This is a genomic window from Streptomonospora sediminis (assembly GCF_054778995.1).
Genome location: NZ_BAAGYZ010000021.1, coordinates 69,735 through 89,466, shown reverse-complemented (window position 1 = coordinate 89,466; position 19,732 = coordinate 69,735). Strand labels below are relative to the sequence as shown.

Here is a 19,732-nt window from a genome sequence, read left to right as displayed (position 1 = left end):
CCGTCGGGAACATCCCTGAGGAATCCCGGAAATCGCCGCGCCCAGCGCCCGATCGGCGATTTCGTAGGTACGGTGAATGCGTGAGTTTGATCGACTGGGACGTAGCCGTCAGCACCGGAGTCCGACTCGTGCGGCCCGGCCCGCAGGTGGACCTCGCAGATGCCCGCCAGGCCGTGGCGCAGCTTCGCGAGCTGTCCGTCACCGCGCAGGGCCACGTACGCGAGTTCACCGGTATGAAACCTCTCGAACCGGCCGGACCAGCGGTCATCGTCGACCGTCCGGGCTGGATCAAATCGAACGTCGACGGGTTCCGCGTGGTACTGGAGCCCATCCTCGACCGCCTCGGCGGTGCGCAGTCCAACGGGGCCGCGGGCACATTGACCACGGTCGTCGGGTCCCGGGTCACCGGGGTCCAGTTGGGTGCCGTGCTCTCCTATCTCGCCGGGCGCGTGCTGGGGCAGTACGAACTGTTCCTGCCGCCCGACCCCGACGGCAGCGCGCCGACGGGGCGGTTGACCCTGGTCGCGCCGAACATCGTGCACGCCGAGCGCGAACTCGACGTCGACCCCCGCGACTTCCGGCTGTGGGTGTGCCTTCACGAAGAGACCCACCGCATGCAGTTCAGCTCCACGCCCTGGCTGCGCGACTACGTGCAGGGCCAGATGCAGGAGATGCTGCTGGCCTCCAACATCGACGCCGCCGATGTGCTCGCCCGGCTGCGCTCGGCCGGCGAGGCCGTTGCCGATGCGGTGCGCGGCGGAGAGGGCAACCTCGTCGAGGTCTTCCAGAGCGAGGAACAGAGCGAGATCATGGACCGCATCACCGCGGTCATGACCCTCGCCGAAGGCCACGGCGACTACGTGATGGACGCGGTCGGCCCCGAGGTCGTCCCTTCCGTCGCCGAGATCCGGCGCCGCTTCCAGCGCCGCCGCGAGGGCGCAAACCGCATCGACAAGCTCATCCGCCAGCTGCTGGGCATCGACCTGAAGATGAAGCAGTACGAGGAGGGCGCGGCGTTCGTGCGCTCCGTTGTCGCCCAGGTGGGCATGGCCGAGTTCAACCGCGTGTGGGAGTCGCCGGAGACTCTGCCGACCATGAAGGAGATCCGCAACCCCGACTCCTGGGTCGAGCGGGTCGTGCGCCCGGCGGCGCTGCCGCAGGAGTTCGGCGAAGGCCCCTCCGGGCCGCCGCCTGCGGCCGGGGCCCCGGGCGGCTCGACCGGCGGGTGATTCGGGTCGCGGCCGGGGGCCGGCCGTGAGCGGTCCGCCCGCCGCGGTCGCCGCGGTGCGCCGCGCCGTCCGCGGCACGCTGGCCGGGTTGGCGCCCGACTCGCTGGTGCTGGTGGCCTGCAGCGGCGGCGCCGACTCGCTGGCGCTGGCCGGCGCGACCGCGTTCGCGGCCCCGCGGCTGGGGCTGCGCGCCGGCGGTATCACCGTCGACCACGGGCTGCAGGACGGCTCGGCCGACCGCGCGGCCGAGGTCACCGCCACCATGCGCGCCGTCGGCCTGGACCCCGCTGAGAGCGCAGCGGTGCACGTGGGTGCCGAGGGCGGCCCCGAGGGCGCGGCCCGCACATCGCGCTACACCGCTTTGGACCGGGCGGCCGAGCGGCTGGGGGCGGCCGCCGTCCTGCTGGGGCACACCCGCGACGACCAGGCCGAAACCGTGCTGCTGCGCCTGGCGCGGGGCTCGGGCGGCCGTTCGCTGGCCGGGATGCCCGCGCGGACCGGGCGCTACCTGCGGCCCCTGCTGGGGCTTTCCCGCGCCGAGGTGCACACCGCCTGCGCCGACATGGGGCTGGTGCCGTGGAGCGATCCGCACAACGCCGATCCGGCCTACGCGCGCTCGCGGGTGCGCCGCGATGCGCTGCCGGTCCTGGAGGCGACACTGGGGCCGGGGATCGCCGAGGCGCTGGCCCGCACCGCCGACCTGCTGCGCGACGACGCCGAAGCGCTGGATTGCTGGGCCGATGCCGCCGACGCGCAGGTGCGCGCGGGTTCCGGCAGCGGCGGGGTCCTCGACGCCGCCGCGCTGGCCGAGCTGCCGCGCGCCGTACGCACCAGGCTGCTGCGCCGCGCCGCGATCGCCGCCGGGGCGCCGGCGGGCGCACTGGGCGCGGTCCATATCGCCGAGCTGGACCGGCTGGTGGCCGACTGGCGCGGTCAGGCGCACATCGACCTGCCCGGAGGGGTGCGCGGGCTGCGCGAACAGGGCCGCATCTCTTTTGATCGGGCGGCGCCGGATCCGGGGTAGCGGATTATCGGGCGGCCGTGGTGGCCCAACTCACCATGGCCCGCCCGGTGCCGGGGCAGGCGGGGTACAGCGGCCGCACAGCGGTGCGCGTGTGCCGCGTATCAGGGCGGTGCCGCCGCCGAGCACGGCGGGCGGGGACGGGCGCCGCGCGGTGTCCGTCTATTCTGGGGACGTTCTGCCAACTCCGACCTGAGCAGCGAGGTCAGCCAAGCGTGGACGCGAAAGACATGGGCGAGGATCTGGAGAAGGTCCTGGCGACCGAGAGCCAGATCAGTGCCAGGCTGAGCGAGATGGCGGCCGAGATCGACGCCGACTACGCCGGCAAGGACCTGCTGCTCGTCGGTGTCCTCAAGGGCGCCGTCATGGTGATGGCCGACCTCGCCCGCGAACTGCACCACCCGTGCGAGATGGACTGGATGGCGGTGTCCTCTTACGGGGCAGGCACGACCTCCTCGGGGGTCGTGCGCATCCTCAAGGACCTCGAAATCGACATCAAGGACCGCAGCGTCCTCGTCGTCGAGGACGTCATCGACTCCGGGCTGACACTGTCGTGGCTGGTTGGAAACCTGCGGTCGCGCGGACCCGAGTCGGTCGAGATCTGCACGATGGTGCGCAAACCGCTCGCCTTCGAAGTGGACCTGGACGTGCGCTACATCGGCTTCGACGTGCCCAACGAGTTCATCGTCGGCTACGGGTTGGACTACGCCGAGAAGTACCGCAACCTGCCGTTCATCGGCACCCTCGCCGAGCACGTTTACCAGAGCTGACCGGTGCCCTCGGGCCCGCGCCCGCTGCGGCAGGGGCACGGCGGGCTTTGCGGCCGATGGTCCCTGCGGGGGCAGGCCGGTGCGATGATGCAGCGGTAGCCGGAGCGCAGGAGCGGGAACAACGCGCCCCTCCTTGTACGTTTGAGACATGACGGTTGTACACCGTCCGCGAACGCAGGGAGACGTCAGTGCACCTGGTAATGAACGGGGTGTACCGTCGGTTATCCCGGCGTAGCTGTAGGGACTCTGCGGGCAGGCGTACACACTGCGCGCCTCCGCAGCGAATATAGGAAAGTGTCCGATAGGTTCCGCTTCCGGCGGCCACATGGGGCTTCTCGACCAACAGTGCGGGTTGCGCACACGGCGCACAGGCGCCGGCGTCCGCTGCTGAGGCCGTGCCGACCCCTGCGGTTTTCGGGGCAAGCCGCCTGGTCAGGAGGGACGGACCCAGCGGGGTTCCGGATAGATGAATCTCAAGCGCTATTACCGCGGGCCATGGCTGTGGATATTGCTCGTCGGCCTGGTGATGTTGTTCGCCGTCTTCCAGTTCATCGGACCGGGTTCCGGTAATGAACCGGAGAAAGTCGACACCTCCAAGGTCCTCGACCTGATCGCTCAGGACAAGGTCGACAACGCCCGGCTGATCGACAAAGAACAGCGCATCGAGCTGACCACCACCGGCGGCAAGGTCTACGAGGCCTACTGGGTCGCCGGCCAGGGCCAGGAGATCGCGCAGCAACTCGAAGACCTCGAGCAGGACGGCGGCAACGCCGACCAGGGCGGCAACCTGCAGTCCTACGACATCGAGGTCCCGCAGGACAGCATGCTCGTGTCGCTGCTGTTCAGCTTCCTGCCGCTGGTCCTGATCATCGCCATCTTCCTGTTCATCATGAACCAGATGCAGGGCGGCGGCGGCCGTGTGATGAACTTCGGCAAGTCCAAGGCCAAGCTGATCACGAAGGACACGCCCAAGAGCACGTTCGCCGACGTCGCGGGGGCCGACGAAGCCATCGAGGAACTCGGGGAGATCAAGGACTTCCTGCAGAACCCTTCGAAGTTCCAGTCGATGGGCGCGAAGATCCCCAAGGGCGTGCTGCTCTTCGGTCCCCCCGGCACCGGTAAGACGCTGCTTGCCCGCGCGGTCGCCGGCGAGGCCGGTGTGCCGTTCTACTCCATCTCCGGCTCCGACTTCGTCGAGATGTTCGTCGGTGTGGGCGCTTCGCGGGTGCGCGACCTGTTCGAGCAGGCCAAGGCCAACGCGCCGGCCATCATCTTCGTCGACGAGATCGACGCCGTGGGGCGCCACCGCGGCGCCGGCATGGGCGGCGGCCACGACGAACGCGAGCAGACCCTCAACCAGATGCTGGTCGAGATGGACGGGTTCGACATCAAGGGCGGGGTCATCCTGATCGCCGCCACCAACCGCCCCGACATCCTCGACCCCGCGCTGCTGCGCCCGGGCCGCTTCGACCGCCAGATCGTCGTCGACCGCCCCGACATGGAGGGCCGCAAGGGCATCCTCGAGGTCCACGCCAAGGGCAAGCCGGTCGCCGAAGACGTCGATCTCAACGTCATCGCCCGCCGCACCTCCGGCATGACCGGCGCCGACCTCTCCAACGTCGTCAACGAGGGCGCACTGCTGTCGGCCCGTGCCGGACACAACGAGATCGACATGGCGACCCTGGAAGAGGCCATCGACCGCGTGATGGCCGGTCCCGAGCGCAAGACCCGCGTCATGTCCGACTCCGAGAAAAAGGTCATCGCCTACCACGAGGGCGGCCACGCCCTGGTGGGCCACGCACTGCCCAACGCCGACCCCGTCCACAAGATCACCATCCTGCCGCGGGGCCGCGCGCTCGGCTACACCATGTCGGTGCCGATGGAGGACAAGTTCCTCACGTCGCGCTCGGAGATGATGGACCAGCTCGCGATGATGCTGGGCGGACGCGCCGCCGAGGAGATGGTCTTCCACGAGCCCACCACGGGTGCGGCCAACGACATCGACAAGGCCACCAGCCTGGCCCGCAACATGATCACCGAGTACGGCATGAGCGAGCGGCTGGGTGCGCGCAAGTTCGGCAGCGGCAATACCGAGCCGTTCCTGGGCCGCGAGATGTCGCACTCGCGCGAGTACTCCGAGGAGATCGCCTCGGTCATCGACGAAGAGGTGCGCCGCCTCATCGAGTCGGCCCACGACGAAGCCTGGGAGATCCTGCTGGAGTACCGCGCCGTCCTCGACGACCTGGTGCTGCACCTGCTGGACAAGGAGACCCTGTCCAAGGAGGAGGTCCTGGAGATCTTCGCGCCGATCACCAAGCGGCCCTCGCGAGGCTCCTACACCGGCTACGGCAAGCGCCAGCCGTCCTCCCGCCCGCCCGTGCAGACGCCCAAGGAACTCGCCCTGATGGGGCCGCGCGACCTGGACGAACTGTCGGCGGGCAACGGCCAGGTCGACTACTCCGGCGGCGAGCCCTGGGGCGAGTCCGACCGGCAGGGCGAGCACGCCGAGGGCGGTACGTCCACCGGCGGAGTGAACGGCCGCGAACGCCCGCAGGGCGAATCCGAAGACGAGCCCGGGGACCAGGCGTGAGCGCCGAATCCCCCGATCCCGACGAAATCCCGCTGGTCGTACCCGCGAACAAGGCGGTCGACCACCCGCGGATCGAGAAAGCGGTCCGGGAGATCCTCCTGGCCATCGGCGAGGACCCGGACCGCGACGGCCTGCGTGAAACCCCGGCGCGGGTCGCGCGGGCCTACGAGGAACAGTTCGCCGGGCTGAACCAGCAGCCCGAGGACGTGCTGACCACGGTGTTCGAGGCCGGGCACGAAGAGATGGTGCTGGTCCGCGACATCGAGCTGTACTCCACGTGCGAACACCACCTCGTCCCGTTCTACGGCAGCGCCCACGTCGGCTACATCCCCAACAGCAAGGGCCAGATCACCGGGCTGTCCAAGATCGCGCGGCTGGTCGACGTCTACGCCCGCCGCCCCCAGGTGCAGGAGCGGCTGACCACCCAGGTCGCCGACGGCATCATGAGCCACCTGGAACCGCGGGGGGTGATCGTGGTGATCGAGGCCGAGCACCTGTGCATGACAATGCGGGGGGTGCGCAAACCCGGCGCCAAGACCGTCACCTCCGCGGTGCGCGGCGACTTCCGCAACCGCGACCGCACCCGCGCCGAGGCCATGAGCCTGATCCTCGGCCAGCACTGAGCCCTCGGAAACACCCGCGTGCCGGGCCCGCGGCGCTCCGGCCGCCGGTGCCGGCGCGGGTTCCGCCGCCCGGCCCCGCCACTGAGACTGGGTGAACTCCCATGATCGATCGTATGGCGGGTCGCAGCGGAAGCCGGGGGTCTCGTAGGCTGATCGGCAAGATCGGCCGGTCCGCCGCGGCGCACTCCGCCGCCGTTCAGCGGCCCGGATGAGGGCGGGCGCCGCCCGCGCCCCGGCCGCGGCGGTCCACGAGCGTGAGGGGAAGAAAAGATCACGGCTATCGAAGCGAACGGATCCCAGCAGTGGGAGGGCGCCGCCGCAGGGCCCGCCCCGCTCCCTTCGGGCGCCGACCTTCCCGGCCTGCCCGTGCGGCAGCGGTGCCTGGTCATGGGCGTCGTCAACGTAACGCCCGACTCGTTCTCCGACGGCGGCGAATGGTTCGACACCGCCGCCGCCATCGAGCACGGTGTCCGGCTCGCCGGCGACGGCGCCGACATCGTCGATGTGGGCGGCGAGTCCACTCGCCCGGGGGCGCAGCGGGTATCCCGCGATGAGGAGCTGCGCCGCGTCGAGCCGGTGGTCCGCGAACTCGCCGGCCAGGGCATCGCCGTCAGCGTCGACACCATGCGCGCCGAGGTCGCCGAACGCGCGGTCGCGGCCGGAGCACGGCTCGTCAACGATGTCAGCGGCGGCCTGGCGGATCCCGCCATGGCGCGCCTGGTCGCGGCGTCCGGTGTCGCCTACGTACTGATGCACTGGCGCGGCCACAGCCACCTGATGCAGGACCGCGCCCGCTACGCCGACGTCGTCGGCGAGGTCCACGACGAACTGCGCGACCGCATGGCGGCCATGGTCGACGAAGGCGTCGACCCCGCCCAGATCGTCCTCGACCCCGGGCTCGGGTTCTCGAAACTGCCCGACCGCGCCCACAACTGGGCACTGCTCGCCCATCTCGACCGTTTCAACGACTTGGGGCGCCCACTCTTGATCGCAGGTTCCCGCAAGCGCTTCCTCAGCCGGCTGCTCAGCGACACCGACGGCAACGAACGCGCCTTCACCGGCTGCGACGACGCCACTCTCGCACTGACCACGCTCTGCGCCGCTCAGGGCGCCTGGGCGGTCCGGGTACACGACGTGCTGCCCAACGCCGACGCGGTGCGGGTCGCCGGAGCCTGGCGCTCCGGCGGTGCGCTGCTCGATGCGGGACGCGGTGAACCCATCGGCCGGAGCGGCCTGTGAAATCCCGGCAGGAGGTCATGGAGCGCGTGGCCGAGGCCAACGCGCAGTTCTACGGTGCGATCGAGAACGGCGACATCGACCTGATGCGCCGCGTATGGGCCGAGGAGGACGAGGCTCCCGACCTCGTCTGCATCAACCCCGGATGGCCGCTGCTGCGCGGACGCGCCGAGATCATGCGCGCCTGGGCGCTGATCATGGCCAACGTTCCCTACATCCAGTACGTGCTGACCGAGACCCACATCGGTGTCGGCGGCGAGGTGGCCATGGTCACCTGCGAGGAGAACGTGCTCACCGCCGAAGACGACAACCCCGGGTTCGTCGCGGGCGGGCAGGTGGTCACCACCAACCTGTTCGTGCGCACGTCCCAGGGCTGGCGGTTGTGGTCGCACCATGCCTCGCCGGTCCTGCTCGACGACGACGGCGACGAGCAGGACGGTGACCCGGTTTGACCCATGCCTCCGACGCCTCCTCCGACCGCATCCGGCTGAGCGGGCTGCGCGCCCGCGGATACCACGGGGTGCTGCCGCAGGAACGGCGCGAGGGCCAGGAGTTCGTGGTCGACGCGGTGTTGCACGTCGACCTGCGCGAGGCCGGGCGCAGCGATGACCTCGCGCATACGGTGCACTACGGCGAACTCGCCGAGCGCCTGGTGGCGGTGGTCCGCGGCGATCCGGTCGACCTGATCGAGACCCTGGCCGAGCGGCTGGCGGCGGTGTGTCTGGCCGAGGCCCGGGTGCGCCGGGCCGAGGTCACCGTGCACAAACCCCAGGCGCCCATCCCGCACGCGTTCGGCGACGTCGCCGTCACGATCGTGCGTGAAAGCGGGTGAACGAGTGCGGCGAGCCGAGCCCCCGGCGGCAACGGCCCCGGGCACCGGGCGCGGACCGCAGCACGCGGTGGACGAAAGGGGCGGTGGGCGATGAGTGAAAACGTGGCTCCGCGGCGGGTCGTGCTGTCGCTGGGTAGCAATGTCGGCGACAGGTTGGCCGCGCTGCAGAACGCCGTCGACGCGCTGTTCGACGCACCCGGCCTGGAGCCGGTGGCGCTGTCACCGGTCTACGAGACCGCACCGGTGGGCGGACCCGAGCAGGGACCGTTCCTCAACGCCGTCATCGCCGCCGACACCCGGATGCCCCCGGGTGTGTTGTTGGAGCGCGCGCAGTCGGTGGAAGAGGCGTTGGGCCGGGTGCGCGACGTGCGCTGGGGGCCGCGGGTCCTCGACGTCGACATCATCGCGGTCGACCGGCAGCTCAGCGACGACCCCCGGCTCACCCTGCCCCATCCGCGCGCCCACGAGCGGGCGTTCGTACTGCGGCCCTGGGCCGATATCGACCCCGGCGCCGAGATCGCCGGACGCGGCGCAGTGCGCGACCTGCTCGCCGGTGTCGCCGACCAGGAACTGCACCGCCGGGACGATCTGGAACTGCGGGTCTGAGCGTGGCCGCCGACGAGGTTGTGAGGACTGTGTACGACGACAACGAGGACCGGCCCGAAGAGCACGGCGGCGAACACGGCTCCGGCGGCGAGGGCGGGCCGGGCCGCATCGGGCCGACCGGGTGGCGCGTGCCGCTGGGCATCGCCGTTGTGGCGGCGGTGCTTACCTACCTCGTGGTCGACAGCGTCTACGCGTCCATCCCGATGCTGCCGTGGAGCGCGATCCCCACACTGCTGCTGCTCGCCGCAGCCGAGGCGATCGCGGCCGTGCACACCCGGCGCCGGATCCAGCGGGTGCCCGGCACCGAGCCCATCGAACCGCTGAGCGCCGCCCGCCTGGTGGCCTTGGCCAAGGCCAGCGCGATGTTCGCGTCGGTGGCCATCGGCGGTTTCGCCGGAATGCTGACCGCCCTGGCCGGCCGCCTCACGGCGGTCGATGCCCGCACGGACGCGCTGACGGCGGGCGGCACCCTGCTGGCGGCCATCGTCCTGCTGGTGGCGGCGCTGTTTCTGGAGTACGCCTGCCGTGTACCGGGCGAGGACGAGCCGAACGGCCCCAAGACCTGACGAGCCGCCGGTGCTGCACAGGCTGTGGACAACCGCGCGTGTGCGGAACCGCAGGCAGCGGCGAGCGGGTCCGGGACACGCCGGGCGCGGCACGCCGGGTGGCGTCCGAAATGGCTGGTTGCGGACTGGTTCGATCGGTCCTGTGCGCGGCGGCGCCCCGGAATGGCATCGGGATGATTGACTGGAATAGTGGATTTTGCCGCGTCTGAGCCAGACTCTCAGCAAACCGCCTCCGGCCCGCCCGAGGCCGGCGGCGCGCTGCCCGGCCAGGGCGCCCCGGACTCCGCCCAAGGCCGTGGCCAGGGCGAACAGGCCGCCCGCATCGACGCCGCCTTTGCCGCGCCCGCGGGCGCGCCATGGAACCGGGTCGCCCCGGCGCTGACCTGGTACCGCCGCTTCGTCCTGCTCGCGGTGCTCGTGCCCGTGCTGCTGCTGGGCGGGGCCGCGCTGTGGGTGGCCGGGTGGCCGTGGGCCCTGCTCTGGGCCATTCTGGTCGCCGGTGCAGGCGCCGGCGGCTGGTGGGCGGCGGACCTCATCCGCGGCACTTGGGGTTACGCCGAAGGCGAAACCGACCTGTACCTTACCTACGGCCTGGCCACCCGCCAGCTCGTCGTGATCCCCTACGGCCGGATGCAAGTGGTCGACGTCACCTCCGACCTGCTGGAACAGGCGCTGGGCACGGCCACGGTGCAGGTGCGCACGGCGGCCACCACCGCCGACACCCGCATCCCGGGGCTGCTGCTGGACGACGCCGTACAGCTGCGCGACCGTCTGGCCGCCCGCAGCGAGACCTTCTCTACGGGGTTGTGACCGTGAGCAACGCCGACCGCAACGGGCCCGGAGCCGACACCGGCGGACCCGCCGACGACCAGAGCCGCGGGCCCGGCGGCGGTTCAGCCGAGCCGCACGATCACCAAGCGAACCCCCGCCGGGAGCCGCCCGCCGGCGGAACGTGGTTCGGCTCCGCTGACCCTGCTGACTCGGCCGATCCAGCCAACCCGGCTCGCGGCGGCCACGGGCCGGGCGACCGGCGCGGGGCGGCCTGGTTCGCCGCGGAACCGGACGCCGGTGCAGACGAGCCGGCGGCAGACGGCGGACCCGAAGACGAACCCGGCTCCGGAATCCGCGCCTGCGATGCTGCGAACGAGAGCAAGGACTCGGAAATCCCCGAGGCCCCCGAAGACCCCGGTGGTCCGGCTGCCCGAGCCGAAAGCCGGTCCCCGGCGGACACCGAAGGCGCCGCGGCTGCGGCGGACGATCGCGAGCCGACTGCGCAACCGCGCCGGTCGAGCGGTTCCGGCGGCGCCGGGGGATACGGCAGCGGCCGGGATCCGGTGGGCGGCGGTGCTGATCACGACGGCGGCGATGAGGACGACGGCGATCCCGACGCCTGGGCCTTCGACGAGGAACCGCCGCGGCGCGAGATCCCTGGACTGCGGCCGGTGACCGCTCCAACCGATACTCACCGTTCGGAGCAGGTTGCGCCGCCGCCGGCGGATGAGCGTCCGTTCTACGCGCCCGAGGAAGGTGCGGAGACCGCGGCCGGCAGCGGCGCCGACCTTGGCGGATCTGCCGATGGGGCTGTCAGCACTGACGGCGCGGACACCGCCGAGGGCACCGGCGGCGCGGACGCGGCTCGGGGCGGAGCCGGCGAGTCCGCTGAATCCGGACAGCACGGGTCGGGCGAGCGACCCGATGACCAGCCCGCGGGCGGTTCCGGCGCCGACGCGTCACCGGGCGGCACCATTGTCGGTATCAACGCGGCAGGTGTCCCGGTCGAGTGGTCTGCCGGCGACCAGCCCGGCCGTTCGACCGCCGGACCGCCGAACCGGGGGAGCCGACAGCCCCGGTTCGCTCCCGCGCCCGCAACACCGGCGACCGGCCCGCCGCCCGCTACCGCCTATCCTGCTCGACCGCCCGCTGCGGACCCCCGGCACACGGGTGCCGCCCAAGAGTGGGCGCATCCACCGGCGCCCCCGGCCGCCTCGCCGCAGCCGCCGCCCGCCGCCGGTCCGCAGGCGCACCCGGAGCAGTCCCAGCACCGGCAGAATCCACAGGGCCCGTCCGCCGCCCCGGGCCGACCCTCCGCGCCGGGACCGGCTCCCGGCCAGGCGCCCGGGGCCGGTTTGCCTCCCGGCCCGCCTGGACCGCCGCGGGGCCCTGCCCCGCAGCCCGTCGACACCTCCGGCGGCGGGCACGTGCGCTTCCTGCCGCCCACAGCCGAGACTCCGCCGGGCTCCGCACCTGCCGCTCCTGCGCAGCGCGGGCCCGAGAAACACCAGCAGGCGAACGAGCCCGACATCACCCGCGGCGCCCACCGCACCCACTGGGCGACCGTGCCGCTCCAAGTGCTGCTGGCCGTTGTCGTCTTCCTTGCCCTTCCCGGGCCGCTGCTGCTCCAGTTCGGGCTCGCCTGGGTGCTGCTCATGGCGCTGGCGATCGCCTGCGGCGCGGTCGCGTTCACCCTGCTGGCCTGGTGGAACTCCTCCTTTGGCCTGCGCGAGGACCATCTCGTGGTGCACACGGGCCTGCTCCGCAGGTCCTCGCGCGAGATCCCGCTGAGCCGGCTGCAGGCCGTCGACGTTGTGCGGCCGCTGCTGATGCAGGTCCTCGGGCTGGCCGAGCTGCGCGTGGAGCTCGCCGGCGGCGACTCCAGCGAGATCCGGTTGCGCTACCTCAGCTGGGGCCGGGCCGAGCGCCTGCGGGCGACCCTGCTCGCCCACGCGGCCGGGCTCTCGGGCGCCACACCCGAGGCCCCGGAGTGGCCGTTCTACAAGCTGCCGTTCGGACTGCTGCTCGGGGCGCTCGCGTTCCGATTGCCCGTGCTGGGCAGCGTGATGCTGTTCGTGCTGCTCATAGCGGCCGGCATGGCCGTGGGTGCAGGTACGGGCATCTTCGAGGCCGGGGTGCTCGGCGGCGCCGTGCCACTGCTGCTGGGGCTGATGCGCGGCTTCCTGGGCCCGCTCATGCGCTACACCGACTTCTACGCCTCACTGTCCCCGGACGGACTGCGGCTGCGTTACGGTGCCTTCCAAGCCCGCATGCAGACCGTGCCGCCGGGGCGGGTGCAGGCCGTCCGCATCGTCGAACCGCTGCTGTGGCGGGCGCTGGGGGTGGTGCGGGTCGAGGCCAACGTGGCCGGTTACGTCGGCGAGCGGCAGATGGACTCCTCGACGCTGCTCCCGGTCGTCCCGCGGCGGCTCGGCTATCTGCTGGTCGGCGAACTGTTCCCCGGGACCGACGTCGCGCACACGCCGGTAATGCGCCCTGCCGCGAGCGGGCGACCGGGCGACGGCGCCGTGGGTGTCGACGACCGGTTGTTCGCGACGCGCCGCGGCATCGTGTGCCAGGTGACCGAGATCGTGCCGCACACCCGGACGCAGACCATCCGGATGAGCGCGGGACCGCTCAGCCGGCGGCGCGGCGTGGCCACCGTCGACGTCGACACCCCGCCCGGACCCATCAGGGCACGGGCCACCGGCTGCGAGATCGGCGAGGCGCGCCGGATCGTCGACGGCATGGCCGCCTACGGGCACACCGCCCGCCGATTGAATGCCGGCCCGGAGCGCTGGGCCACCCGCAGCGACGCGGCGGCCGACGGCAATACCTCTGCTTAACGACCGCTGAGCGGATGACCGCACACCCAGCCGCGGTTGCCGGTCGCCGACCGTACTGAGCATTTGCAACGTTGCGGCGACCGGTCGGCTGCGCGGCCTTGTGGTCTGCCGGGCGGCGGGTGGTCTGCAGAGAAAGGCGGCACCGAGGGCGCCGATGGGTTCACAACTGACGTATTACTCCTGAGATGCCCGGATTGCGTGCTGATTCGGGCGGGACGAAACAAGGCAGCGCGGTCGGCCGCAACGCCGCCTGCCACCGCCGCCCCCGTTGCGGCCGCCACCACCTGTGCACGGCACTCGTGGCGGTCGACCGAAGCCCGAGTCGTCTTTGGTTCCGCTTTCCCTGTAGGCCGCCCGTTACCCGGCCGGTCACAAGGCCGCCCAGCGGACCGTGGCCGCCATGGTTGCCACCCCACCGCCTTGCCGCTCCACCGCTTCCACCCCTCCACCCCTCACCATGGTCGAGATCGCGATGATTCGGCTTCGGCAACCCGGCCCGCAACCATGCCCGCACCCGGAGATGCCGGTGTTGACCAAAGTGGCGTGTGTCACACAAGTGGCGCCTGCGTGCCACTGAGGCTGGAGGTTGGTGGTGGAATGTCCGGACAATTCCCGCCACGCAGGGTGCCTGAATGATTGCGGCCGGTTATTCACATTCGTGGAGTTGATGAAAATGCCGGACACAGGGGGTGGCGTGTGGCTAGATTGGTGACTGGACGCGATGTGTAATCGTGTTCTCACGCACAGTCGAACACGCCGGGCGGTGTCGCCGTCCGGCCTGCATAAGGGGAACCCACGTGCTGAAGAAGACTCTGGTCGCCAGTGCCCTCACCGCCGCCGCTGCCGGTGCGATCCTCGCGAGCGCGCCGAGCGCCTCCGCCGACGATGACATCATGACGTCGGGCAACGGGTCGCTCCTGGGCGGCAACCAGATCGTCGCCGACCTGAACGTCCCCGTTAACGTCTGCGGCAACGGAATCGGCGTTCTCGGCAACGGCGGCGGCGCCTGCCACAAGTCGGGCGCAAGCGTCTGGGAGTAACCAACACCGCTCTCGTGCTCCCGCGCTGGGGGAGCACATGCTGAGCCACGAGCCGGCGTCGTCCCGCGGGGCGGCGCCGGCTCTCTGTTGTCCGCAGGCGCCGCCGGGTCCTGCAGCGCGGTCGGCGGGCGGGCCCGGCGGGACGGCGTGGCCCGCACGGCCGCCGGCGGTAAGTAAGCTGGCCGCGCAGATGTCCGGTACCCCGGGTGGACTGGAACGAGGTGCGATGCAGCAGGCGGACGAGAACACGCAGCGGCCGGCCCGGCTGCGGGTCGGCGTTGTCGGCGCGGGCCGGGTGGGTTCGGTGCTCGGCGCTGCGCTGGAGCGGGCCGGCCATCAGGTTGTCGCCGCCTCCGCGGTGTCCGAGCATTCCCGTGAGCGGGCCGCACGGCGGCTGCCCGCGGCGCGTATCGCGGAACCCGCCGAGGTGGTGGCCGGCTCCGACCTGGTGCTGCTCACGGTCCCCGACGACGCCCTCGAACCCCTCGTGCGCGGGCTCATCGAGACCGGTGTCGACGTCAACGGCACGTTCCTGGTGCACACCAGCGGCAGCCACGGCCACCACGTACTCGCGCCGGCCACCTCAGCCGGGGCGCTGCCGCTGGCCCTGCACCCGGTGATGACGTTCACGGGCCGCGACGAGGACATCGACCGCCTGGTGAGCTGCACTTTCGGTGTCACCGCCCCCGATACGCTGCGGCCCATCGCCGAGGCGCTGGTCGTCGAGATGGGCGCCGAGCCCGTGTGGATTCCCGAGGAACACCGCGCGCTTTACCACACGGCCCTGGCCGGCGGCGCGAACCACCTGGTCACGCTGGTCGCCGAGAGTGCCTCGCTGCTGCGGGCCGCGGGTGTGGAGCATCCGGCGCGCATGCTCGGTCCGCTGCTCGGCGCTGCGTTGGACAACGGGCTGCGGCTGGGTATGGACGGCCTCAGCGGCCCGGTCCTGCGCGGCGACACCGCGACCGTGGCCGCCCACATCGGCGAACTGCGCCGCCACTCGCCCGAGAGCGTGCCCGCCTACATCGCGCTGGCCCGGCTGACCGCCGACCGCGCCCTGGCGGCCGGACTGCTCAAGCCGCACGACGCCGAACGCCTGCTGGACGTCCTCCAAGCGTGAGCGAATCCCCCGGACCCAGGGAGACACCCCCATGATCGATCCCGCCGAAGCACCGCGCACCGCGCCCGCGCTCGCCCGCACGTCCGAGGAGCTGGCCGAGCTCCGCTCCCGCCTGGGCCGCGTCGCCCTGGTCCCCACCATGGGAGCACTGCACGACGGCCACCGCGCGCTGATGGCCGCGGCCCGCGAGCAGGCCGACGCGCTCGTGGTCAGTATCTTCGTCAACCCGCTGCAGTTCGGCCCCGGTGAGGACTACGCGCGCTACCCGCGCGACCTTGCCGCCGACCTGGCGGTGTGCGCCGAGGAGGGCGCCGACCTGGTGTTCGCCCCGTCGGCGGAGGACATGTACCCCGGCGAGCAGATCGTGCGGATCGACCCCGGCGCCATGGGCGAGGTACTGGAGGGCGAGTTCCGGCCGGGCTTCTTCAGCGGCGTGCTGACCGTGGTGAACAAGCTGTTCAACCTGGTCCGGCCGGATGCCGCCGTGTTCGGGCAGAAGGACGCCCAGCAGCTCGCCCTGGTGCGCCGGATGGTCCGCGACCTGAACATGCCGATCGCGGTCGCCGCGGCACCGACCATGCGCGACCCCGACAACCTCGCCTCCTCCAGCCGCAACGCCTACCTCACTCCCGAGGAGCGCCGCAGCGCCCTGGCCCTGTCCAAGGCGCTGCTGTCCGGGGCGGACGCTTCGGTCACCGGGCCGGTCGGTATTGTCAGTGCGGCCCGCGCAGTTCTCGACGAGGCCGCCGCGGGCGACCCACCGGTCGCCGTGGACTACCTGTCCCTGGTCGACGCGCACACCTTTGCGGAGGTCCCCAGCGACTTCCGCGGCGAGGCCGTACTGCTCGTGGCGGCGCGCGTCGGTCAGACCCGGCTGATCGACAACGTGCCGCTCACCCTGTGAACCGCTTCCCCCGCGGCAGGCGGCGGCACCCTGGATGAAGGAGGATCCGCGGTGCCGGACACGCCACTCCCACCCGCACCTGCACCTGCGTCTGCGCCCGCACTCCCGCTCTCGTTGCCGCGCAGGCTGGCCGCGCCCGAACCGGGTTGGACCGCCTCGGCCGACACCGTGGTCGTCGGCTCCGGCATCGCCGGACTGAGCACGGCCCTGCGCTATACCGAGCTTGCGCCGCACGGCCGGGTGGTGCTGGTGACCAAGGACCTGCTCTCCACCGGCTCGACCCGCTGGGCCCAGGGCGGGATCGCCGCGGTCACCGACCCCTCCGACGCGCCGCTGGCGCACATGGTCGACACGGTCGTGGCAGGACGCGAGCTGTGCGACACGGCGGCCGTGCACACCCTGGTCACCGCCGGCCCCGAGGCGCTGCGCTGGCTCATCGAGCGCGGCACGGCCTTTGACCGCTCGGCCGACGGCCGCCTGGCGCTCACCCGCGAGGGCGGCCACCGGGCCCGCCGCATCGCCCACGCGGGCGGCGACGCCACCGGCGCCGAGATCGAGCGTGCGCTGGTACACGCCGTCACCGCCGACCCGCGCATCGAGGTGATCGAGCATGCGTTCGCGCCCGACCTGCTGACCGCCCGGCCCGCCGGCCCCGGGTCCGCGCCTGCGGCCGCCGGTGTCACCGTCCACGTCATCGGCGAGGGCGAGCGCGACGGTGTGGGCCGGGTGCGGGCGCGCGCGGTCGTGCTCGCCACCGGCGGGATCGGCCAGGTCTATGCCTCCACGACCAACCCCGGGGTTTCCACCGGCGACGGCCTGGCGCTGGGCCTGCGCGCCGGTGCGACGGCCGAGGACCTGGAGTTCGTGCAGTTCCACCCGACCGTGCTGTGGCTGGGCGCCGAGTCGCGCGGCCAGCAGCCGCTGATCTCGGAGGCGGTGCGCGGCGAGGGCGCGTTCCTGCTCGACACCGGCGGGCACCGGTTCATGCCCGACCGCCACGAGCTGGGCGACCTCGCCCCCCGCGATGTCGTGGCCCAAGGCATGGCCGCGGCGATGGCCCGCACCGGCGCCGACCATGTGCTGCTGGACGCCCGCCACTTCGGCGCGGCGATGTGGGAGGAGCGCTTCCCCACCATCCTCGCCTCCTGCCGCAAGCACGGCGTGGACCCGGTGACCGAACCGATCCCGGTTGCCCCGGCGGCGCACTACGCCTCGGGCGGGCTGCGCACCGACCTGCGCGGCCGCACCGGTATCAGCGGCCTCTACGCGGTGGGCGAGGTCGCCCGCACCGGCGTGCACGGCGCCAACCGGCTGGCCTCCAACTCGCTGCTGGAGAGCGTGGTGTTCGCCCACCGCGCCGCCGAGGACCTGGCCGAACGCACCGGGCCCGAGCCTGCCGAGCCGTTGGCGCGCTCCGCCGCCGCGGGCCCCGCCGGGCCCGCCGGCCCCAGCGGCCTGGTCGCGCCCGCCGCCGTCACCCGGATCCGCACAGTAATGTCCCGCTACGCCGGGGTGGTGCGCGACGAGGCGGGGCTGCGTGCGGCACTGGCGGAGCTGGCCGGGATCGCCGCCGACCCCGCCAACGAAGCGGCCCGGCCCGGTACCGACGCGTGGGAGGCGACCAACCTGCTCACGGTCGCCACCGCACTGGTGAACTCGGCACTGCTGCGGGTGGGCGCCGACTCCCGCGCGGCGGCCGAAACCCCGTCCGCCCCGGTTCCGGCCCGGATCAATGTCCGCGTGGGGCTCGACGGAGACCGCGGAACGGCTCCCGTGGCCGCCGACCCGCTCGCCGGCACGCTCGGCGCCGAACTGGACGCCATCGCGCGGTCCGGTGAGCACCGCGGCGGCGGAGCGGCCGGCATCCTCGACCGGGTGCATACGGCGCTGCGGGAAGACCTGAGCCTGCCCGGCGGCGCGGGCGGGCCCGGCACCGACGTCACCACCGCCGCCACGATCCCGGCCGCCCAGGTGCGCACCGCCGATGTGGTGGCGCGAGCCGGCGGTGTGGTGGCGGGGCTGCCTGCCGCCGAACTCGTCTTCGCCGCGGTCACCGGGGGCGTCCTGGAGGTCGAGCGCCATGCGGCCGACGGCGACCGGGTCGCCCGCGGCGACGTGCTGATGAGCGTCACCGCCCGCACCCGCGATCTGCTCACCGCCGAGCGGACCGCGCTGAACCTGCTCACGCACCTGTCCGGAATCGCCACCGCGACCGCCGGCTGGGTGGCCGCCATCGCGGGCACGGGTGCCCGGGTCCGCGACAGCCGCAAAACGCACCCGGGCCTGCGGGCGCTGGAAAAGTACGCGGTGCGCTGCGGCGGCGGGGTGAACCACCGCTTCGGGCTGGCCGATGCGGCGCTGATCAAGGACAACCACGTGCTGGCCGCCGGGGGAGTGGCCGAGGCCGTGCGCGCGGTGCGCGACGCCTACCCGGGCATCCCACTGGAGGTCGAGGTCGACCGGATAGACCAGATCGAACCGGCCGTATCCGCCGGTGCTACAGAGATCCTGTTGGACAACTTCACGGTCGGGGAGTTGCGCGAAGCGGTCGCGGCGGTGGCCGGACGTGCGCGTTTGGAGTCGAGTGGCGGGTTGGTGCCGGCCGACGCGGCCGCGGTGGCCGCCACCGGGGTGGACTATCTGGCCGTGGGAGCTTTGACCCATTCCAGTCCTGCACTGGACATTGCACTCGATCTTCGGGACATTCGCTGAGATCCTCCATAACTCACCAGGAGAGGCCCCAGATGCTCCTTGCGATCGACGTCGGCAACTCGCACACGGTTCTCGGGCTTTTCGACGGCGAGGTGCTCGTCGAACACTGGCGGGTCTCGACCGAGGCGCGGCGCACCGCAGACGAATGGGCGGTGGTGCTGCACGGGCTGATCGGGGGCAGCTCCATCATCGGCAGCGGGCATGTCGGCGGTATCTCGATGTGCTGCTCGGTCCCCACAGTCCAGCACGAGATGCGCGAAATGTTCCGCCGCCACTTCGGCGACGTGCCCGCGGTCATCGTCGAACCCGGGGTCAAGACCGGCGTGCCGGTCCGGATGGACAACCCCAAGGAGGTCGGCAGCGACCGAATCGTCAACGCTCTGGCGGCGGTACAGCAGTACGGCGGCCCGGCGGTGGTGGTCGACTTCGGCACCGCGACCACCTTCGACGCGGTTAGCGCCAAGGGCGAGTACGTAGGCGGGGCGATCGCGCCAGGCATAGACATCTCGGTCGAGGCGCTGTCGCGGCGCGGCGCGCAGTTGCACATGGTCGAGCTGGTCAAACCGCGCTCGGTGGTTGCCAAGAACACCACCGAGGCACTGCGCTCGGGGATCGTCTACGGTTTCGCCGGCCAGGTCGACGGGATCGTCGACCGCATGGCCCAGGAGCTCACCGACGACGCCGACGACGTCACCGTGGTGGCCACCGGCGGGCTCGCTCCCATGGTCGTCGACGAGTGCGAGACCGTCGACGCCCACGAGCCCTGGCTCACGCTGATCGGCCTGCGGATGGTCTACGAGCGCAACAGCTGAGCCTGGCGGCAACAGGGCCGCAGCCGGGCGCGGAGGCGGCTGCGGCCACTGCCG

17 protein-coding genes are annotated in these 19,732 nt (G+C 72.1%); all 17 read left to right on the top strand.

What is annotated here, in order from left to right:
* Window positions 1-86 precede the first annotated feature (86 nt).
* On the top strand, window positions 87-1,229 hold the full coding sequence (locus tag ACYVD5_RS05940; RefSeq protein ID WP_461000041.1) for a zinc-dependent metalloprotease: 1,143 nt from the start codon (window positions 87-89) through the stop codon (window positions 1,227-1,229).
* A gap of 25 nt (window positions 1,230-1,254) precedes the next feature.
* Window positions 1,255-2,253 carry a tRNA lysidine(34) synthetase TilS gene (gene tilS, locus ACYVD5_RS05935; protein ID WP_460999889.1) on the top strand — a complete coding sequence of 333 codons (999 nt, stop codon included), beginning with the start codon at window positions 1,255-1,257 and terminating at the stop codon, window positions 2,251-2,253.
* A gap of 212 nt (window positions 2,254-2,465) precedes the next feature.
* Window positions 2,466-3,020, top strand: coding sequence for a hypoxanthine phosphoribosyltransferase (gene hpt / locus ACYVD5_RS05930; protein ID WP_460999888.1), 555 nt, complete (start codon window positions 2,466-2,468; stop codon window positions 3,018-3,020).
* Between the two features lie 466 nt (window positions 3,021-3,486).
* The gene (ftsH, locus tag ACYVD5_RS05925; protein WP_460999887.1) at window positions 3,487-5,610 is read left to right on the top strand and encodes an ATP-dependent zinc metalloprotease FtsH; all 2,124 of its coding nucleotides are present in this window, start codon (window positions 3,487-3,489) and stop codon (window positions 5,608-5,610) included.
* A gap of 26 nt (window positions 5,611-5,636) precedes the next feature.
* A complete protein-coding gene (gene folE, locus ACYVD5_RS05920) occupies window positions 5,637-6,233 on the top strand; it encodes a GTP cyclohydrolase I FolE (RefSeq protein ID WP_461000040.1) in 597 nt (198 codons plus the stop codon).
* Between the two features lie 387 nt (window positions 6,234-6,620).
* Window positions 6,621-7,472 (top strand): dihydropteroate synthase, encoded by an 852-nt coding sequence (folP, locus tag ACYVD5_RS05915; protein WP_460999886.1) that lies wholly within the window; start codon window positions 6,621-6,623, stop codon window positions 7,470-7,472.
* On the top strand, window positions 7,469-7,921 hold the full coding sequence (locus tag ACYVD5_RS05910) for a nuclear transport factor 2 family protein (protein WP_460999885.1): 453 nt from the start codon (window positions 7,469-7,471) through the stop codon (window positions 7,919-7,921). The genes folP and ACYVD5_RS05910 overlap by 4 nt, the downstream gene beginning before the upstream one ends.
* Complete coding sequence (gene folB / locus ACYVD5_RS05905; protein ID WP_460999884.1) at window positions 7,918-8,301, top strand: dihydroneopterin aldolase; 384 nt, start codon at window positions 7,918-7,920, stop codon at window positions 8,299-8,301. The genes ACYVD5_RS05910 and folB overlap by 4 nt, the downstream gene beginning before the upstream one ends.
* A 90-nt stretch (window positions 8,302-8,391) precedes the next feature.
* Window positions 8,392-8,907 (top strand): 2-amino-4-hydroxy-6-hydroxymethyldihydropteridine diphosphokinase, encoded by a 516-nt coding sequence (gene folK, locus ACYVD5_RS05900; protein WP_460999883.1) that lies wholly within the window; start codon window positions 8,392-8,394, stop codon window positions 8,905-8,907.
* 29 nt (window positions 8,908-8,936) lie between these two features.
* A complete protein-coding gene (locus ACYVD5_RS05895) occupies window positions 8,937-9,473 on the top strand; it encodes a DUF3180 domain-containing protein (RefSeq protein ID WP_460999882.1) in 537 nt (178 codons plus the stop codon).
* 189 nt (window positions 9,474-9,662) lie between these two features.
* Entirely contained in the window at window positions 9,663-10,283 is a 621-nt protein-coding gene (locus ACYVD5_RS05890) for a PH domain-containing protein (protein ID WP_460999881.1), read from the top strand.
* Between the two features lie 1,388 nt (window positions 10,284-11,671).
* Complete coding sequence (locus ACYVD5_RS05885; protein ID WP_460999880.1) at window positions 11,672-13,090, top strand: PH domain-containing protein; 1,419 nt, start codon at window positions 11,672-11,674, stop codon at window positions 13,088-13,090.
* 797 nt (window positions 13,091-13,887) lie between these two features.
* On the top strand, window positions 13,888-14,130 hold the full coding sequence (locus tag ACYVD5_RS05880; RefSeq protein ID WP_460999879.1) for a DUF320 domain-containing protein: 243 nt from the start codon (window positions 13,888-13,890) through the stop codon (window positions 14,128-14,130).
* Window positions 14,131-14,356: 226 nt separating this feature from the next.
* Entirely contained in the window at window positions 14,357-15,250 is an 894-nt protein-coding gene (locus ACYVD5_RS05875; RefSeq protein ID WP_461000039.1) for a Rossmann-like and DUF2520 domain-containing protein, read from the top strand.
* A gap of 31 nt (window positions 15,251-15,281) precedes the next feature.
* On the top strand, window positions 15,282-16,154 hold the full coding sequence (gene panC / locus ACYVD5_RS05870; protein ID WP_460999878.1) for a pantoate--beta-alanine ligase: 873 nt from the start codon (window positions 15,282-15,284) through the stop codon (window positions 16,152-16,154).
* Between the two features lie 114 nt (window positions 16,155-16,268).
* Window positions 16,269-18,866, top strand: coding sequence for an L-aspartate oxidase (locus ACYVD5_RS05865; RefSeq protein WP_461000038.1), 2,598 nt, complete (start codon window positions 16,269-16,271; stop codon window positions 18,864-18,866).
* 32 nt (window positions 18,867-18,898) lie between these two features.
* Complete coding sequence (locus ACYVD5_RS05860; RefSeq protein WP_460999877.1) at window positions 18,899-19,678, top strand: type III pantothenate kinase; 780 nt, start codon at window positions 18,899-18,901, stop codon at window positions 19,676-19,678.
* The last annotated feature ends 54 nt before the right edge of the window (window positions 19,679-19,732 follow it).

Bases quoted from the DNA above. Each gene is read 5' to 3' on its own strand.
- ftsH (WP_460999887.1), top strand. From the start codon at position 3,487: ATGAATCTCAAGCGCTATTACCGCGGGCCATGGCTGTGGATATTGCTC.
- folP (WP_460999886.1), top strand. From the start codon at position 6,621: ATGGGCGTCGTCAACGTAACGCCCGACTCGTTCTCCGACGGCGGCGAA.
- folK (WP_460999883.1), top strand. From the start codon at position 8,392: ATGAGTGAAAACGTGGCTCCGCGGCGGGTCGTGCTGTCGCTGGGTAGC.
- ACYVD5_RS05875 (WP_461000039.1), top strand. From the start codon at position 14,357: ATGCAGCAGGCGGACGAGAACACGCAGCGGCCGGCCCGGCTGCGGGTC.
- panC (WP_460999878.1), top strand. From the start codon at position 15,282: ATGATCGATCCCGCCGAAGCACCGCGCACCGCGCCCGCGCTCGCCCGC.
- ACYVD5_RS05860 (WP_460999877.1), top strand. From the start codon at position 18,899: ATGCTCCTTGCGATCGACGTCGGCAACTCGCACACGGTTCTCGGGCTT.